This is a genomic window from Enorma timonensis, assembly GCF_000321165.1.
In the GTDB taxonomy this organism is placed as follows: domain Bacteria; phylum Actinomycetota; class Coriobacteriia; order Coriobacteriales; family Coriobacteriaceae; genus Enorma.
The window spans coordinates 12,942-31,305 of the sequence record NZ_CAPF01000043.1; the positions used below are offsets into that span (position 1 = coordinate 12,942).

Genomic DNA, 18,364 nt, shown 5'->3' on the forward strand with positions numbered 1-18,364 from the left:
CGGTCGCGCTTCTTAAGCCTCGAGCAGCTCGCGGCCGAACGCGTCGGCCGCCTTGATGGCCGCGATGAAGCGATCGGGGTCCACGGGCTCAGGCTTCTGCTGCTTCCACTCGTTGCTGTGCTCGGCGTAGCGGCGCAGGTCTTCGAGGTCGGCATCGTCCAGGTTGATCTCGGCGAGCGTGACGGGCAGCCCGAGCTTCTTGTTGAACTCGGCGTAGCGGTGCAGGTTATCCTCATCGCCCGCGTAGGCGAAGAGCACGAGCACGCCGAACGACACGACCTGGCCATGCAGGAAGTGGCCCTCGCGGACGATGCCCGTCGAGCCGTTGTAGAACGCGTGCGCGATGCAGGAGTTGTAGTAGAAGTCCGGCTGGTTGGTGAGGTTCGAGACGTAGCCGGTGTTGATCACGATGTCGAGCGCGATGCGCTCCACGGCCTCGCTCGAGCGGTTGGCGCGCACGTCGTCCAGACCCTGCTCGCCCCAGCGGAACAGCGGCTCGGAGCAGGTGCGCGCGAGCGAGAGGCCCAGCTCGGCCGTCACGTCGAGCTCGTCCTTGGAGGTCGCGTACTCCACCTCGGGCTGCTTGGAGAGCGCGTCGCCGATGCCCGCCCAGAAGTACTCGTCCGGCGCCTCGGCGATGATGCGCGGGTTGATGAAGATGTGCACGGGGCACGGCGGGTAGGCGTAGTGGCTCATGCTGCCGTCGTTGTTGTACACCACGGCGATGGCCGTCGCGGCCGAGCAGTTCGAGCAGATGGTGGGCACGGAGAACACGATCTTGCCGAGCTCGCTCGCCGCCGTCTTCACCGTGTCGATGGCCTTGCCGCCGCCGATGGCGAACGCCACGTCGGCCGCGCGGAACGCGGGCGCGGCGACGAGCCGGTCGATGTTGTCCTGCGTGCACTCGGTGCCATAGACGATGGTGTCGGTCACCTCGATGTCCGTGCCCTCGATCGCCGCCTTGATGCCGGGCGCCGCTGCCGCGAGCGCGCGCTTGCCGCCCACCAGGACGATCTTCTTCGCCCCGAACTTCTCCAACGTCGCGGGGATCGCGTCGAACGCGTCCTCGCCCACCGTGTAATCGCTCATGTCTACGGTACGCATAGCAACCTCGTTTCCTTAGCGAACGTAACAATGGTGCTGTGCGAGATTGTACGCCCCGCGCGGCGGGCGCGCATATACAATAGCTCTAGGAATATTACGTAGGGGGAGGTATCTAATCGATATGCCTGAACGGTTTGACATGAAGGCGGGACGCGCGCTCGCGCTGCTCGTCGCCGTGGTGGCGGCGCTCGCCATCGCGTGGCCGACCGCGGCGTGGGCGGATGAGGTGGCTGGCGGCACCGGCAAGACGGGAAATTGGAGCTGGTCGCTTGACGCGGATGGAACGCTCACGATACGCGGCGACGATATCCAGAACACGCCCACGGATGACAACGGATGGAACAGGAGCTCAGTCAAGCGGGTCGTTTTTGCGAAAGGCTCCAAAGCGGGAACGGCTCTCTGGAACCTATTCGACGGCTGCACTGAGCTGACGGACGTCGACTGGAACGGCCTCGACACCTCGCAGGTCGAGAACATGGGCAGCCTGTTCTACGGGTGCACGTCGCTCCGCTCTGTTGACCTCTCTGAACTCAATACTTCAAACGTCACGAACATGAACAGCATGTTCTGGGGTTGCGGCAATCTCCAATCCGTGACTTTTGGCGAGGGTTTCAATACCTCCAACGTGAAGGAAATGTCCGCCATGTTCTCGGGGTGCAGCAAGCTCACGTCGCTCGATCTCTCGAGCTTCAACACGCATAAAGTGGACACGATGAACAACATCTTCACCGGATGCGACAACCTCGCCTCCGTCACACTCGGCGCGGACTTCGCGTGGAAGGCGGGCGATAACGCGACCCTCCCCCAGCCAAAGGGTACCCTCACCTGGGTGCGCGTGAATGCCTCCGGTCTGCCCGACGCAGGCGACAAGGGCTACCCGCCGAACGAAATTGCCGCGTTCTACCCCGACATTGTTGAGCCCGGCACCTACGTTTGGAACACCTTCGTGACCGTTGCCTATAACGCCAACGGCGGGAGCGGCCAGATGACGCCCAAGGTTCTTAGAAAGGGCGAGGGCGTAACCCTCGCCTCCTCGGCCTTCGAGCGCCCCGGCTACGAGTTCACGGGCTGGAACACCAGGGCCGACGGCACGGGCACGTCGTTCACGGACGGAGCCACGCTGTCCGCAAGCGACCTTGAGAGCGGCATCGGAGGAACGTTCATGCTCTACGCCCAGTGGAAGGCGCTGCCCGTCGACCCCGAGGAGCCCACCGACCCCACGGATCCGAGCGAGCCCACCGACCCGAGCGAGCCCGCCAAGCCCACAACCGACCCCTCGGATACCGACCCGTCAAAGACCGAGCCCTCCACCGCGCCCACCGGGACGATCCCCCAGACGGGCGACGCCGTGAGCCCGATGCTCCCCATCGCGCTCTGCGCAGCGGGCGCCATCATCATCGCAGCCGGCGCCAGTCTGCAGCGGCGCGCGAACAGCTAACGCTCCGCACCGCGAACCGCGACGAGAACCGCACGCGACGAGCCGTTGGGTTGCACCCGGCGGCTCGTTTTCTTGTGCGCGGCATTCGCGGAGAGCGCGGCAGTGCATTTCCCACGCCATTTCCCGTGCCACGCCCGCTACCTGCGCTTCGCAACCGCGAGGCGCCTGCGCGTCGCCCAAAAAGCAGCCCCGGGTTGGTGGCGGGCGACCGTCTGGTACCGTAGTGTACGGGGTGCCGGCAGACAGCGCGCCCGCCCAGGCAGCGGCGCGCCCGCACGCACCGACCCGATCGAAAGGCCCAGCCATGAGCTTCCGCGACAACCTCCAGCACCTCCGCGCCACGCGCAACATGACCCAAGAGCAGCTCGCCATGCTGCTCGGCGTCTCCCGCCAGTCCGTCACCAAATGGGAGGCGGAGAAGAGCTATCCCGAGATGGACAAGCTCCTCAAGCTGTGCCAGATCTTCGACTGCTCGCTCGACGACCTCGTCCAAGGCGACCTTACCGAGCGCGCACCCGACCCGGACGCGACCCCGATCCCCGCAGGTCCCCCGCAGGACATCTGCGGCTACGACGACCACCAGCGCATGCTGGCATGGCGCGTCCCCACGGGCATCGCGGCGATCATCGCCTTCATCGGCCTCGGCTTCCTCGTCGAGGGGCGGTTCGCCCTCACCCCGGGCGGCGACACCGACCTGCCCATGATCGCGCTCATTCTTGTGGGCATCCTCATCGGGCTTGCCTTCCTCATCCCTGCCGGCATGGAGCACACCGCCTTCCAGAAGGCGCACCCGTACGTCGAGGATTTCTACACCGAGGACGACCGCCTGCGCGCCCGGAAGGGCATGGCGCGCGGCGCGACGGTGGGTCTCGGCCTCATCTTCATCGGCTCGTTCTGCATCATGTCCCTCGGCGAGCAGCGCGCCACCGAGCAGCTCGGCCTCTGCCTGCTGCTGCTCTTCGTAGCCGCGGGTGTGTGGATCATCGTGCATTACGGAATGCTCCTCGGCCGCACGAACGTCGCGGAATACAACAAGAACGTGACGGACGAGCTCGAGATCGAGGACATCATGAACACCCAGCTCGACGAGGCACGCCGCGAGCAGATCCTGGCGCAGAAGCGCCGCAACAAGAAGCTCGGGGCGGTGTGCGCGGCCATCATGATCACGGCGACGATTGTCGGGCTGTGCCTGCTCTTCGGCCCCGCCCTCACCGCGCCCGACCCCGACGCGTTCGAGCCGGAGGGCACGACCGCCATGTGGTTCTGGCTCGCGTGGCCCGTGGGCGGCCTCATCTGCGGCATCGTCGCCGTGCTGTGGGACGCGTTCAGCAAGCAGGACTAGGCGGCGCGCCCGCAAAACCCAAACGGCGCGAAATGAACGGTTTATAGAGCACCTGCGAAGTAGCCGGCACCTAAGCCGCAACAAACCCACAGGTCAGGAAGGTGCGGTTGCAAGCGCTACTCGACGGGTGTCCGATAAACCGTTACGGACGCGCAATTTGGGATTCAAGGCTCCCCCGAAGCCCTCCGAATGGCGTACGCGGCACCCGCCGCACCGCCCAAAACGGTATACCATCGTGCAAAATGCGACGAACCCGCGAGGCTCAAGGCCGCGCGGGTTCGCTTTTCATTCGAATGGTGCCCCCAGCGGGATTCGAACCCGCGATATCCACCTTGAAAGGGTGGCGTCCTAGGCCGCTAGACGATGGGGACAGCAAGGCAGAGTATAGCAGAGAAATCCAGCCTGGAAAGGCAGCCCAGAAAAGAGCCGTAACTCGGGGGCCGCCGAATCGCGCGGGGAACGCCGCATGCCCTCCCCCACCCGGACGCTATCGACGCGCGCGTCGTAGTATCCTCTAGGCACGGTGCGCGCACGAGCGCGCCGCTACCATCGGGAGGAAACCATGACCACCACGACCGCTGCCGCGCGCGCCATTCGGGGAACGTTCTTCCATACGCCGGAATACGGCTCGTTCGAGATGCTTGAGCAGGCGCTCATCGAGCTCGACGGGCACGGAGCCATCGAGCGCATCACGCTGCCCGCCGACCCCGCCTACCCCGAACGCCTCCGCGCCGCACGCGAGGCAAACGAGCGCGAGCCCGGATACCTGTTCGAGCTCGGCGAGCACGAGGTCGTGCTTCCCGGCTTCGTGGACCTGCACGTCCACGCGCCGCAGTGGCCGCAGGCGGGCATCGCCCTCGACGAGCCGCTCGAGGTGTGGCTCAACGAGCGCACCTTCCCCCTGGAGGCGCGCTTCGGCATCCCGGAGGGCGGCGACCCGACCGGCGGCGACTTCGCGCTGCCCATCTACCTCGACCTCGTGGGCACGCTCCTCTCGCGCGGCACCACGACGTGCGTGTACTTCGGCAGCGCGGACCGGCACAGCTCCGAGGTGCTCGCGCGGGCGTGTGCGCAGCTCAACCAGCGCGCCGTCGTGGGCAAGGTCGTCATGGACGACCCGGCGGCGAACCCCGCCTTCTACCGCGATGCCTCGCCCGAGCAGGCGCTCGCCGACACCGAGGACTTCATCGCCGCGGTCGAGCAGCACGCCGCCCGCTCGGCAGCGGACGACCCCCGCTTCCCTGGCCTCTTCCCCGCGGTCACGCCGCGCTTCATCCCCAGCTGCACCGAGACAGCGCTCCGCGGCCTGGGCGAAATCGCGCAGGCGCACGACGCCTACGTGCAGTCGCACTGCGACGAGAGTCAGTGGCAGAGCGGCGTCGCCCGCGAGCGGTTCGGCAAGAGCGACGCCGAGGCCCTCGCCGACTTCGGCCTCCTCAAGCGCAAGGCCATCATGGCGCACGGCACGTTCCTGCTCGACGGCGAAGCGGAGATCTTCCGCGCCACCGGAGCCGCGCTCGCGCACTGCCCCATCTCGAACGCGTACTTCGGCAACGCCGTCTGCCCCGTGCGGCGCATCCACGACCAGGGCGTGACCATCGGACTCGGCACCGACATCTCGGGCGGGTTCTCGCCAAGCCTCTACGACGACATCCGCATGGCGGTCATGGCGTCGCGCATCCTGGAGGACGGCGTGGACGCCCGCGTGCCGAGCGAGCAGCGCGGCGCGGGCGAGCCCTCCCGCATCTCCGCTGTCGAGGCACTCTACCTGGCCACGAAGGGCGGCGGCGAGGCGCTCGACCTGCCCATCGGCTCCTTCGAGGCGGGGCGCGCCCTCGACATGCAGGTCATCGACCTCAAGCGACCGTTCGCCGACCTCACCGGCAACGGCGTGTTCACGAGCCCCGCCGACCAGCTCGAGCGCATCCTCTACCTCGCCACGCCGGAGAACATCCGCGCGGTCTGGGTGCAGGGGCGGCAGGTGTTCGCGCACGGGTGAGCCCAACACGCAAGCAGCAGGTGATAAAAAGGTGTCAGTCACCAAATTATCACGGGCGTACAAGTGATAAAAAGGTGTCAGTCACCTTTTTATCACCGAAAGAGGTCAAGTCGAGGTATCACCGCAGTGTGATAAAAAGGTGACTGACACCTTTTTATCACCCGCGCACCCCGCAAACAGAAACGGGCGGCGACGAGCCCAAGCCCGCCGCCGCCCGCACAGCGCCTCCCGCGAAGACGCCCTACCCCAGATCCTCGCCGTTCGTCGCGATGACCTGCTTGTACCAGGCGTAGCTGTCCTTGAGTGAGCGCTCGCCCGTGCCGCGGCCGTAGTCGTCCAGGTCGACGTAGATGAAGCCGTAGCGCTTGCTCATCTCCGACGACGAGCAGCTCACGATGTCGATCGGCCCCCACGCGTAGTACCCGCGGATGTCCACGCCGTCCTTGATGGCCTCGCGCATCTGCTCGATGTGCGCGCGCAGGTACGCGATGCGGTAATCGTCGTGGATGGAGCCGTCCTCCTCCACGGTGTCGTACGCGCCCAGGCCGTTCTCCAAGATGAACACCGGCTTCTGGTAGCGGTCGTAGTACTCGTTGAGCATGAAGCGGAAGCCCTGCGGGTCCACCGCCCAGCCCCACGGGCTCGCCTCGAGATTGGGGTTGCGCTGCCCGCGGTTATCCTTCGCGAAGCCCTCGGCCGTCACCATGTCGGTGTAGTAGTACGACATGGCGAAGAAGTCGCCGAGCGTCGCCGGGTCCGCCCACACGGCCAGGTCCTCATCCGAGACCTCCACATGGATGCCGCGCTCCTCGAAGAAGTGCGTCGCGTAGCCCGGATAGGTGCCGCGCAAAAGGATGTCCGTGCAGAAGCACTCCATCTGGTTGTGGCGCATCGTGGCGAGCACGTCGGCGGGCTTGCTCGACGCCGGGTAGGCGAGGCTCCCGCCCACCATGACGCCGATCTGGAGGCCGGGGTGGTGCTCGTGCGCGTACTTCGTGGCCTTCGCCATGGCGAGCAGCTCGTGGTGCACGGCCTGGTACTTCGCCGAGAGCAGGTCGTCCACCTTATCGGCCGCCACGCCCAGGTGGTTGAAGCTCTCGAGCGCCACGAAGTTCACCTGGTTCGCGACGACCCAGTACTTCACCTTGCTCGCGTAGCGGTCGAACACCACCTGGCAGTAGCGCACGAAGAAATCGATGACCTCGCGCGAGTACCAGCCGGTGTAGTTGAGCGTGAGCGCGATGGGCATCTCGTAGTGCGAGATGGTGACGAGCGGCTCCATGCCGTTGGCGCGGATCTCGTCGAAGAGGCGGTCGTAGAAGGCCAGGCCCGCCTCGTTGGGCTCGGCGTCGTCGCCGTTGGGGAAGATGCGCGCCCAGTCGATGGAGGTGCGGAACGTCTTGAGCCCCATGCCCGCGAGGAGCTTCAGATCCTCCGGATAGGTGTGGTAGAAGTCGATGCCCCAGCGCTTGGGGAAGATGCGCTCCGGGCCGGCGGCGAGGGCGCCGCGCACGTACTCCGCGGTGATCTCGCCGTTCTCCTTCTTGTCCACCGCGATGTCGTCGACGAACTCGTTGATGTCGGCGACGCTCGCGCCCTTGCCGTCCACGTCCCACGCGCCCTCGCACTGGTTCGCTGCCACGGCGCCGCCCCACAGGAAGTCCTGGGGGAAGCCAGACGGTACCTTGAGCATGTTCATTCCTTCCAAATGGGCGATGCCCCGCGGGCGGCCGGAGGTCGTCGCACGGGGCATCGCGGGTTGCCTTGCGCTATGCGGGACGCAGCGGGCGCCCCGGAGCGGCTTTCCGCGCGCTGCGGGAGCGCCCGACGGCACGTCCCTTATGCCTCGGCGGCCTCGAGGCGCTCGGCCTTCTTGGCGGCCTTGGCCTCCTTCTTCGCCTCGGCCTCGGCCTCATCGGCCAGGCACTGCTTCTCGTACGTCTTGAAGAACGGGTACCAGATGAGGCCGGACACCACGAACGACGCGATCACGAACAGCACGGCGGCGATGGACTGCGTGGAGATCCAGGTGCCGATGGGGTACGGGCAGTACCACAGGTCGAACTGGATGTTGTTGAACGGCGCGATCTGGAGCACCTTCACGCCCAGATAGGTGAAGAGCGGGATGATGATGCCCTGGAGCCACATGGCGATCATCATGACCGGGCGCCAGGCGATGACGCCGAACACGACGGGCTCGTTGATGTTGAAGATCGCGGGCGCGATGCAGGCGCGGCCGAGAGCCTTGAGCTCCTTGGCCTTCGAGAAGAGCATCATGATGACGAGCGGCATGGTCGAGCCGATGCCACCCCACCACATGTAGGTCACGAACATGAGCGTGTAGTTGAAGATGCCCAGGTTCTCCGGGGTGGCGGTGCCGGCAGCGATGAGCTCGAGGTTGAGCGCGATGGTGGCCATCTGCACGGGGGTCTGGATGGGCGAGAGCACCCAGCCGGAGATGCCCATGGAGTAGATGAAGCAGGTGATGAACCAGAACAGGCTCATGCCCCACGGGGTGTTGAGCACGGTCTGGAGCGGCATGAAGATGCTCACGACGACGGCGTAGAGGTTGACGCCCAGCACCTGCACGACGAAGAACATGGCGAAGATGACGATCGTGACGGGCAGGAGCGCGTCGAACCACTGGCGCACGAAGTCCGGGATGGCGCTGTCCTCCTTGAAGAACGTGAACTTGCCGAAGAGGTTGAACACGATGCAGACGAAGATGCCCGTGAGCATGGCGCAGAACATGCCGCCCGCGCCGAGCGCCGAGGAGCTGAAGCCCACGGTGCCGTCGATCATGACCTGCGGGGTGATGGAGATGAGGAAGCAGGACACGCCGCAGCCCGCGGCCACGAGGCGCGTCTTGCGCAGGCGCTTGTGCTCACAGAAGTTGAGCGGCAGGAAGAAGGAGACGAAGAGCGAGAGGAGGCCCATCGTCCAACCGAACGGCGTCCAGAACGAGAACGGCAGCGGCACGAACGTCTCCACGATGGTGCCGACGCAGAAGATCGAGCCGACGAAGATGAACGGCAGGATCTGGAGCATGGTGTCCTTGATGGAGGTCACCCAGACGTTGCGGCTGATCGCGTTCATCTTGGGCGCGAAGCTGTTTTCAAGCCAATTCATGAAGCCCATGAATCAAGTCCTTTCGTTTGCGGCGCGCGCCTGGCATGCGGCGCGCCGCGGATATGGCAATGCGGGGAAGCGGGCGCGCTGTTACGCCTCGCCGACCTCTTCGAGCATGTGATCGAGCGCGGCCTCGCCATCGAGCGTGGCGTAGTAGTCCTTGCGCATGAGAATCACCTTGAGGTCGGGGTTCGCCTCGGCGAGCTCGTCAACCTCGTCCATGATGTAAGCGAGGTGCGGACCGGCCATGAGCACGTCGATCTCGTCGATGTAGCTCTCGATCTCGGACTCGCTGCGCGCGACGACGCTCACGTCCAAGCCGCGCGCGCTCGCCGCCTTGCGAATGTTGGCGGCCATGAAGCCCGAGCTTGCGCCCGAACCGCACACGAGCAGCACCCGTAGTTTCCTCATGTACATATCCCCCTTCATGAGCTGCGGCGCCCCTTCGGTTTCGGGACGCCCGGAAAACGAGACAACTATAGCGTATCTCGAACGGAATGCTTGCTCTCAGCTGCCGTTTTGCTCGGCACGGGGCGAGAGGGTGCGTGATAAAAAGGTGTCAGTCACCTTTTTATCACCCGGGCGCAAAAAGAGAGCCCCCGGGCGGGAGCTCTCTTCGGAAATAGCCTGGCCGGGGCAGACGACCCCTACGCTCGCGCGTGAGAAAAAGGTGTCAGTCACCTTTTTATCACGCACCCTGCGGACACCCTACACGTAGAACAGGATGTCGTCGTAGGTGGGAACCGGCCAGTAGTCGGCCGCGACGATTTCCTCCATCGCGTCCACGGAGGCGCGCAGGCGCTCCATGGCGGGCGCGACCTCGTGCGCGTAGCACAGCGCCTGCTCCTGCGAGTCCACGATGCCCTCGGCCTTGGTGTGCACCGCGTCGAGCGCCTTGATGGCCTCGTTGATCTCGGTGATGCCGCCGCACAGCTTGTTGAGCGTGTTCTGCTCGCAGGTCATCGCGGCCTCGGCGCCGGCGGCGCGGATGGCCTCCAGGCCCTTGGCGACCTTCGTGGCGTAGGCGGTGATCACCGGGCGGTACGTGCGGCGCGCCTCACGGATCATCGTCGTGGCCTCGATGTTCATGAGCTTGTTGTACTTCTCGAGCTTCACCTCGTAGCGGCTGAACGCCTCCGTCTCGGAGAGCACGCCCATGCCCTGCCAGAGCGCCAGGCTCTCGGGCGTGACCATCTGCGGCAGCGCGTCGGCGGTGGTGCGGAGGTTCAGCAGGCCGCGCTTCTCGGCCTCCTCCTCCCAGGCGGCGGAGTAGCCGTCGCCGCTGAAGAGGATGCGGCGGTGCGCGCAGAGCGTCTTCTTGCAGTAGTCGAGCGCGGCGGCCGCGAACTCATCCTCGGGCGTGCCCTCGAGCGCGTCCGCGAACTCCTTGAGCGCCTCGGCCACGGCGGTGTCGAGCACGAGGTTCGCATCGCTCGCGTTCTGCTCGGAGCCCACGGCACGGAACTCGAACTTGTTGCCCGTGAAGGCGAAGGGCGAGGTGCGGTTGCGGTCGGTGTTGTCCTGCTCGAGGTTGGGCAGCACGTCGGCGCCCAGGTCGAGCACGCCGTGCGTGGCGTGCACGCTGGCCTTGCCGTCCATGATCTTCTGCACGACCTCGGTGAGCTGGTCGCCCAGGAAGATGGAGATGATGGCCGGCGGCGCCTCGTTCGCGCCCAGGCGATGGTCGTTGCCGCAGCTCGCGACCGACATGCGCAAAAGCCCCTGGTACTTGTCCACGGCGGCGATGACGGCGGTGAGGAAGATCACGAACTGCAGGTTCTCGAGCGGGGTGTCGCCCGGGTCGAGCAGGTTCTCGTCGTCGGCGGAGATCGACCAGTTGTTGTGCTTGCCGCTGCCGTTGATGCCCTCGAACGGCTTCTCGTGCAGCAGGCACGTGAGATCGAAGTCCGTGGCCACGAGCTTCATCTTCTCCATGACGAGCATGTTGTTGTCGATGCCCTCGTTGAGCTCGGTGTACACGGGCGCGAGCTCGTGCTGGCAGGGCGCGACCTCGTTGTGCTTGGTCTTCGCGGGGATGCCGAGCGCCCAGAGCTCGTCGTCGAGCGCCTTCATGTACTTGGACACGCTCGGGCGGATGGCGCCGAAGTAGTGCTCCTCGAGCTCCTGGCCCTTGCAGGGCGGGGCGCCGAAGAGCGTGCGCCCGCAGATCACGAGGTCGCGGCGCTTGCGGTAGGCGTCCTTCTTGATGAGAAAGTACTCCTGCTCGAGGCCGATGCTTGGAACGACGCGCTTGGGGTGCTTGCCGAAGAGGGCGAGCACGCGCTTTGCCTGCGTGTCGAGCACCTTCATGGAGCGCAGCAGCGGGGTCTTCTTATCGAGCGCCTCGCCGTTGTAGCCGCAGAAGGCCGTGGGGATGCAGAGCACCTCGTCCTTGATGAAAGCCGGGCTCGTGGGATCCCAGGCGGTGTAGCCGCGAGCCTCGAAGGTGGCGCGCAGGCCGCCGTTGGGGAAGCTCGAGGCGTCGGGCTCGCCCTGGATGAGCGCCTTGCCGGTGAACTTCGTGAGCGCCGTGCCGTCGCCCACGGGCTCCAGGAAGCTGTCGTGCTTCTCGCTCGTGATGCCGGAGAGCGGCTGGAACCAGTGCGCGTAGTGCGTGGCGCCGTGCTCGAGCGCCCAGGTCTTCATGGCGTGCGCGACGGCGTTCGCGACGTCCAGGTTGAGCGGCTCGCCCTCATCGATCGTCGCGATGAGGGTCTTGTACACGTCTTTGGGAAGATAGTCCTTCATGACGCTTTCGGAGAACACCATGGTTCCGAAGCGGTCGGTGAGCGAGGCCATTCTTGAGCTCCCTTCGCATGGGGCGCGGCGCGCCGGGGTGGTATGGGTTCGCGAACACCAAGCAGCTTAGCCGCGGCGTATTGCGAGGCCGTTACGCACGGGTTACTGCTGGAAAACATCTTCGAGGGTACCGCACCTCGGCCGCGGACGGGCACGCGAGCGCTCCCCTTTGCGAAAAAACTGCACGGCGCGCCGCAAATTCGCTGGTACGGGGCGCGCGAGGCGCGGGGGCGGCCGGTGCCGCGGCGAAGCGCGACGAGGCGGCGACCGAGATGTAATGCAACCGAAACACGTTGGCAAACCGCGGGAAAAGGAGAACGCCTACGATGTCGGCGCCTTCCGCTCACCCGGCGGCGGGCGCGGCATGCGTCGCCGCGATGACGGGAACGGATGGCGCGGCGCCCCGGCGCGAACGGCGCGGCGCCCCGGAACCCGCCCCGATATAGGTAAGAGACGCGCGTGATAGGAGCCCGTACATGCAGCATCCTGAACATGACGCACACCAGCCCCGCCCCCGCACGGGGCACACCCTCTATAGACCGGAGTTCGAGCACGACGCCTGCGGCATCGGCGCGCTCGCCAACATCGACGGCACGCGCAGCCACCAGATTCTCGACGACGCGCTCTCGGTGCTCGTGAACCTCGAGCACCGCGGCGGCACGGGACTCGAGCGCACCACGGGCGACGGCGCGGGCATCCTCTTCCAGGTGCCGCACCATTTCTTCCGCAAGGAGGCGCAGCGCTGCGGGCACATCCTGCCGGACGAGGGCGACTACGCCGTGGCGATGCTCTTCTTCCCGCAGGACGCCGTGGGCGTGCGCGACGCGCGGCGCGTCTTCGAGGAGGGCTGCGCCGAGGAGGGCATCCCCGTGCTCTTCTGGCGCGAGGTGCCCGTGGACCCGCACGACCTGGGCTCGACGGCGCGCGCCTGCATGCCCACGATCCTGCAGGCCTTCCTGCACCGCCCGGACGGCGTCCCCGCCGGCGACGCCTTCGAGCGCCGGCTCTACCTCTGTCGCCGCACCATCGAGAAGCGCGCCGCCCGCGCGCCCGAGCTCTCGGGCAAGATCTTCTACGTGTGCAGCATGAGCGCGCGGACGATCGTCTACAAGGGCATGCTCGTGGCCACGCAGATGCGCCGCTTCTACGCGGACCTCAACGACGCCGCGGTCAAGACCGCCGTGGCGCTCGTGCACTCGCGCTACTCCACCAACACCACGCCCAGCTGGGAGCGGGCGCACCCCAACCGCCTCATCATCCACAACGGCGAGATCAACACCCTGAAGGGCAACGTCAACTGGATCCGCGCGCGCGAGCCCAACCTCTACTCGCCCGTGCTCCAGGGCGACCTCGAGCGGGCGCTGCCCGTCATCGACCGCGAGGGCTCGGACTCCGCCATCCTCGACAACGTCCTGGAGTTCCTCGTCATGAACGGCCGACCGCTCACGCGCGCCGTGTCGATGCTCATCCCCGAGCCCTGGGACAAGAACGACGCGCTCGCGCCCGAGCGCCGCGCCTACGACGCCTACCAGTCCATGCTCATGGAGCCCTGGGACGGCCCCGCGGCGATCGCCTTCACCGACGGCCGCACGCTCGGCGCCGCGCTCGACCGCAACGGCCTGCGCCCGGCGCGCTACTACGTGACGCGCGACGACCGCTTCCTGCTCTCGAGCGAGGTGGGCACCATCGACATCGACCCCGCGAACGTGCTCACGGCGGGCTGCCTGGGACCGGGCGAGATGATCGAGGTCGACCTCGAGCACGGCCGCATCCGCTCGAACGAGGAGCTCCGCCGGGGCTTCGCCAAGCTCAAGCCCTTCCGCGAGTGGATCGAGAGCGAGACCATCCGCCTCGCCGACCTCCTGGACGACGAGCGCTCGCGCGGCGCGGCCGACCCGGGCGCCCAGGCGCTCCCCGCGCCCGAGGAGCTCACCCTGCAGGCCGAGGTGCTCGGCTTCCACTGGGACGACGTGCAGGAGGTCATCGCCCCCATGGCGTCCACCGGCTCCGTGCCGCTCGCCTCGATGGGCATCGACGCGCCGCTCGCGTGCCTCTCGCGCAAGCCCCGCTCGTTCTTCGACTACTTCTTCCAGCTCTTCGCCCAGGTCACGAACCCGCCCATCGACGCTTTGCGCGAGCGCATGGTCACCTCGACGGTGCTCTACCTGGGCAACCACGGCAACCTCCTCGAGGACTCGCGGAGCGCCTGCCGGCTCATCCGGCTCGACGCCCCGGTGCTCACCGCCGCGGAGCTCGCCGCCATCGAGCATATCGACCGCACCGGCTTCGCCACGCGGCGCTTCCGCGCGGTCTATCGGCGCGACGCCGGCGCGGGCGCGCTCGAGCGGGCGCTCGAGGCCCTCTCCCAAGAGGTCGCCGCGGCCGTGCGCGGGGGCGTGAACATCGTCGTGCTCTCCAACCGCGCCGAGGCGGGCGAGGTGCCCATCCCGTCGCTCCTGGCCACGAGCGCGGTGCACCACCACCTCATCGCCCGCGGCCTGCGCACCTTCGCCGACCTCGTGGTCGAGAGCGGCGACGCCGTGTCCGCGCACGACGTGGCGGCGCTCGTGGGCTACTCGGCGAGCGGCGTCGTCCCCTTCATGGCGCACGAGCAGATCCGCGCGCTCGCCGACCGCGGGGCGCTGCGCGACCGCGCCGGGCGCAAGCTCACGGCCGCGGAGGGCATCGCCAACTACGACCGCGCGCTCGTGGCGGGCATGGTGTCGATCATGTCGAAGATGGGCATCTCCACCGCGCAGGGCTACCACTCCGCGCAGATATTCGAGGCGGTCGGCCTCTCCGATGAGGTCATCGACCGCTACTTCCGCGGCACGGTCTCGCGCGTGGGCGGCCTCGACACCGAGGGCATCGAGCGCGAGCTGGACGAGCGCTACGACGACGCCCTCCGCGCCGCCGCAGGGCGCGCGCCCGCCGAGCTCCCCTCGCTCGGCCTCACGAAGTGGCGCCCCCAGGGCGGCGAGGAGCACCTCATCGACCCCACGACCATCTACCTCTTGCAGCAGGCCGTGCGCACGGACGACTACGAGCTCTTCGAGCGCTACAGCGCCCACCTGCGGCAGCCGGGGCGCGCCGTGCGCCTGCGCGACCTGCTCGACTTCGACGCTGCCGGGCGCGCGCCCGTGCCGCTCGAGGAGGTCGAGCCGGCGACGAGCATCGTCATGCACTTCAATACCGGCGCCATGAGCTTCGGCTCCATCAGCGCCGAGGCGCACGAGTGCATGGCCATCGCCATGAACCGCCTCCATGGCCGCTCAAACTCCGGCGAGGGCGGCGAGGACCCGCGGCGCGAGACCCCGCTCCCGAACGGCGACTCGGCGAACTCCGCCATCAAGCAGGTGGCGAGCGGGCGCTTCGGCGTGACGAGCCGCTACCTCGCCTCGGCGACCGAGATCCAGATCAAGATGGCGCAGGGCGCCAAGCCCGGCGAGGGCGGGCACCTGCCCGGCAAGAAGGTCTACCCGTGGGTCGCCGAGGTGCGGCGCTCCACGCCGGGCATCGGCCTCATCTCGCCGCCGCCCCACCACGACATCTACTCCATCGAGGACCTGGCCGAGCTCATCTACGACCTCAAGTGCGCCAATCCCGGCGCGCGCGTGAGCGTGAAACTCGTCTCCGAGGCGGGCGTGGGCACCATCGCCACCGGCGTGGCGAAGGGCGGCGCCGACAAGATCCTCATCTCCGGCCACAACGGCGGCTCGGGCGCGGCGCCGCGCGACTCCATCTGGCACGCGGGCCTGCCGCTCGAGCTCGGCCTGGCCGAGACCCAGCAGACCCTTCTGCAGAACGGCCTGCGCTCGCGCATCGTGCTCGAGGCGGACGGCAAGCTCATGGACGGCACCGACGTCGCCGTGGCGTGCCTGCTGGGCGCCGAGGAGTTCGGCTTCGCCACCATGCCGCTCATCGCGATGGGCTGCCTCATGCAGCGCGATTGCCACCAGGACACCTGCCCGGCGGGCATCGCCACGCAGAACTGCCGGCTCCGGAGCCACTTCGCCGGCAAACCGGAGCACGTGGAGCGCTTCATGCTCTTCGTGGCCGAGCAGTTGCGGCAGGTCATGGCGCGCCTGGGCTTCCGCACCATCGAGGAGATGGCCGGCCATCCCGAGTGCCTGCGCCAGGTGGGCGCGCCCGGGAACCGGAAGGCCGAGAGCCTCGACCTCTCAGCCGTGCTCGAGCCGGGCGCCTGCGAGTTCGGGGCGCACATCCCCGGGGCGAGCGAGCGCCACTTCCTGCCCGAGATGGCACCGGACCTGGGCCTTGGGCGCGTGCTCGACGCCACGCTCCTCATCCCCCGCACCGAGGAGGCGCGCCGCACGCTCACGCCGTGCCACCTCGAGGTTGACATCGACAACGTGGACCGCTGCGTGGGCACGATGCTCGGCCACGCCGTGACCGCCGCGCACCCCAACGGCCTGCCCGAGGGGTCGATCAGCATCGACTGCGCAGGCTCGGCGGGGCAGAGCTTCGGCGCCTTCCTGCCGCGCGGCATCTCGCTCGCCGTCGCGGGCGACGCGAACGACTACTTCGGCAAGGGGCTTTCCGGCGGCACGCTCTCCGTGCGCCCGCCGGAGGGCGCGAACTTCAAGTTCGACGAGAACATCATCGTGGGCAACGTCGCGTTCTTCGGCGCTACGAGCGGGCGCGGCTACGTGAACGGCCTCGCCGGCCAGCGCTTCTGCGTGCGCAACTCGGGCGCGACCGTGGTCGTCGAGGGCGTGGGCAGCTGCGGCTGCGAGTACATGACGGGCGGCACGGTCGTCGTCCTGGGCGAGGTGGGCGCGAACTTCGCCGCCGGCATGACGGGCGGCATCGCCTACGTCTACGACGAGCTCGGCACGCTCGCGCGGCGCGTGAACCCCGACACCGTCGAACTCAAGCGCCCGAGCGCAGAGGAGCTCGCGCGCATCCGAGAGCTCATCGAGGAGCACGTGCGCGCCACGCAGAGCCCGCGCGGCATCCGCATGCTCTACCAGTTCGATAGCTGCGCACGCGATTTCGTGAAGGTCGTGCCCGAGGCGTACGAGCGCGCGACCGAGGTGATCGAGGCCGCCGAGCGCGCCGGCCTCACGCATGAGCAGGCACTCGAGCGCGCCTACGAGGCGGCGCAGGATCCAGGTGATAAAAAGGTGACTGACACCAATGTATCACCTCGGGAAGGGGGTCGATAGCGATGGGAAAGCCGGGAGCGTTCCTGGCGCACGGGCGCGTCACGCACCGCCTGCGCGACATCGACGAGCGCGCGCGGGATTTCAACCCGCTCTACGTTGAGGTCGACGAGGAGGAGCGCCGCATCCAGGCGAGCCGCTGCATGATGTGCGGCGTGGCCTTCTGCCAGGCCGGCATCTCCTTCGGCGACGCGCGGCCGAGCGGCTGTCCGCTCCACAACCTCATCCCCGAGTGGAACGACCTCGTCTGGCAGGGGCGCTGGGACGAGGCGGCGGCGCGGCTCGCGCTCACGAACCCGCTGCCCGAGTTCACGAGCCGCGTGTGCCCGGCGCTCTGCGAAGCGGCGTGCAACCTGGGGTCGGTGGAGGGCGAGCCCACCGCGATCCACGACACGGAACGGGCCATCTCCGACTTCGAATGGGCGCACGGCGGACCGGCGCGCTTCCCCGCGCCTACGGACGACGCGCCCCGCGTCGCGGTGATCGGCTCGGGTCCCGCGGGGCTCGCGAGCGCCTGGGAGCTCGCGCGGCGCGGCTGCCGCGTGGACGTGTGGGAGCGCGCCGACCGCGCGGGCGGCCTGCTCATGTACGGCATCCCGCAGATGAAGCTCGAGAAGGAGGTCGTGGAGCGCCGCGTCGCGCTCATGGAGGAGCTCGGCATCACGTTCCACCTGGGCGTCGATGCGGCCGACCCCGAGGCCGCCGCGCGCATCGCACAGGACGCGGACGCGATCGTCCTCGCCGTGGGCGCGCGCCAGGCGCGGACGCTCGACGTCCCCGGCATCGACGCGGCCGGCGTGCACCAGGCGGTCGACTACCTCACGGGCGCCACGCAGGCCTACCTCTCGGGCGCGGCTCCCGCGGTCTCCGCCGAGGGCAGGGACGTCGTGGTCATCGGCGGCGGCGACACCGGCAACGACTGCGTGGGCACGGCGGTGCGCCAGGGCGCGCGGAGCGTGCGCGAGCTCGAGGTGCTTCCCGAGCCGCCCGAGACGCGGCGCGCAGACAACCCCTGGCCGCAGTGGCCGACGGTGAAGAAGACCGATTACGGCCAGGAGGAGGCCATCGCGCTCATGGGCGGCGAGATGCGCTCGTGGAGCTGCGACACCGTGCGCATCGAGACGGACGCGCAGGGACGGGTGCGCGGCGTGACCGTCGCCGACCTTACGTGGGACGCGGGCGCGCCCACACGCGTGGAGGGCAGCGAGCGCACGCTCCCGGCGCAGCTCGTCCTCATCGCCTGCGGGTTCACCGGGGCGGAGCGCGCCGTGTACGAGGCCTTCGGCTGCGACTTCCCCGCCCCGGGCGCCGGCAGGCCGCTTCCGCGCACGCAGGCGGGCACGCACCGCTGCGAGGTTGCGGGCGCG

10 protein-coding genes and 1 tRNA gene are annotated in these 18,364 nt (G+C 67.9%); 5 read left to right on the top strand and 6 right to left on the bottom strand.

Annotated elements, in window-relative coordinates; all coding sequences use genetic code 11:
* Positions 1-12: 12 nt before the first annotated feature.
* Entirely contained in the window at positions 13-1,104 is a 1,092-nt protein-coding gene (locus BN423_RS04890; protein ID WP_019239149.1) for an iron-containing alcohol dehydrogenase family protein, read from the bottom strand.
* Positions 1,105-1,225: 121 nt separating this feature from the next.
* On the opposite strand from BN423_RS04890, the gene BN423_RS04895 reads away from it, so the two are divergent.
* Both BN423_RS04895 and BN423_RS04900 read left to right on the top strand, forming a co-directional pair.
* Positions 1,226-2,542, top strand: a complete 1,317-nt coding sequence (locus BN423_RS04895; protein WP_232385506.1) for a BspA family leucine-rich repeat surface protein — start codon at positions 1,226-1,228, stop codon at positions 2,540-2,542.
* 304 nt (positions 2,543-2,846) lie between these two features.
* A complete protein-coding gene (locus BN423_RS04900; RefSeq protein ID WP_019239151.1) occupies positions 2,847-3,884 on the top strand; it encodes a helix-turn-helix transcriptional regulator in 1,038 nt (345 codons plus the stop codon).
* 294 nt (positions 3,885-4,178) lie between these two features.
* Here the strand turns inward: BN423_RS04900 and BN423_RS04905 are convergent.
* Positions 4,179-4,255 (bottom strand) — tRNA-Glu (locus BN423_RS04905).
* Between the two features lie 191 nt (positions 4,256-4,446).
* Here BN423_RS04905 and BN423_RS04910 point away from each other — a divergent pair.
* Positions 4,447-5,883 carry an amidohydrolase family protein gene (locus BN423_RS04910; RefSeq protein ID WP_019239152.1) on the top strand — a complete coding sequence of 479 codons (1,437 nt, stop codon included), beginning with the start codon at positions 4,447-4,449 and terminating at the stop codon, positions 5,881-5,883.
* A 241-nt stretch (positions 5,884-6,124) separates the two neighbouring features.
* On the opposite strand, the gene BN423_RS04915 is transcribed toward BN423_RS04910, so the two are convergent.
* The 4 genes from BN423_RS04915 to BN423_RS04930 all read right to left on the bottom strand — a co-directional run bounded on the left by BN423_RS04915 (position 6,125) and on the right by BN423_RS04930 (position 11,811).
* Positions 6,125-7,576, bottom strand: coding sequence for a glycoside hydrolase family 1 protein (locus tag BN423_RS04915; RefSeq protein ID WP_019239153.1), 1,452 nt, complete (start codon positions 7,574-7,576; stop codon positions 6,125-6,127).
* Positions 7,577-7,722: 146 nt separating this feature from the next.
* Positions 7,723-9,021: a PTS sugar transporter subunit IIC gene (locus tag BN423_RS04920; RefSeq protein ID WP_019239154.1), complete on the bottom strand. Its 1,299-nt coding sequence runs from the start codon at positions 9,019-9,021 to the stop codon at positions 7,723-7,725.
* A gap of 81 nt (positions 9,022-9,102) precedes the next feature.
* On the bottom strand, positions 9,103-9,423 hold the full coding sequence (locus tag BN423_RS04925; RefSeq protein WP_026089008.1) for a PTS sugar transporter subunit IIB: 321 nt from the start codon (positions 9,421-9,423) through the stop codon (positions 9,103-9,105).
* A 297-nt stretch (positions 9,424-9,720) separates the two neighbouring features.
* A complete protein-coding gene (locus BN423_RS04930; RefSeq protein ID WP_019239156.1) occupies positions 9,721-11,811 on the bottom strand; it encodes a glutamine synthetase III family protein in 2,091 nt (696 codons plus the stop codon).
* A 476-nt stretch (positions 11,812-12,287) separates the two neighbouring features.
* Between BN423_RS04930 and gltB the strand changes: the two genes are divergently transcribed.
* Positions 12,288-17,000: a glutamate synthase large subunit gene (gltB, locus tag BN423_RS04935; protein ID WP_019239157.1), complete on the top strand. Its 4,713-nt coding sequence runs from the start codon at positions 12,288-12,290 to the stop codon at positions 16,998-17,000.
* Between the two features lie 2 nt (positions 17,001-17,002).
* Positions 17,003-18,364, top strand: a 1,362-nt coding sequence (locus tag BN423_RS04940; RefSeq protein ID WP_019239158.1) for a glutamate synthase subunit beta, incomplete at its 3' end; no start/stop codon positions are given.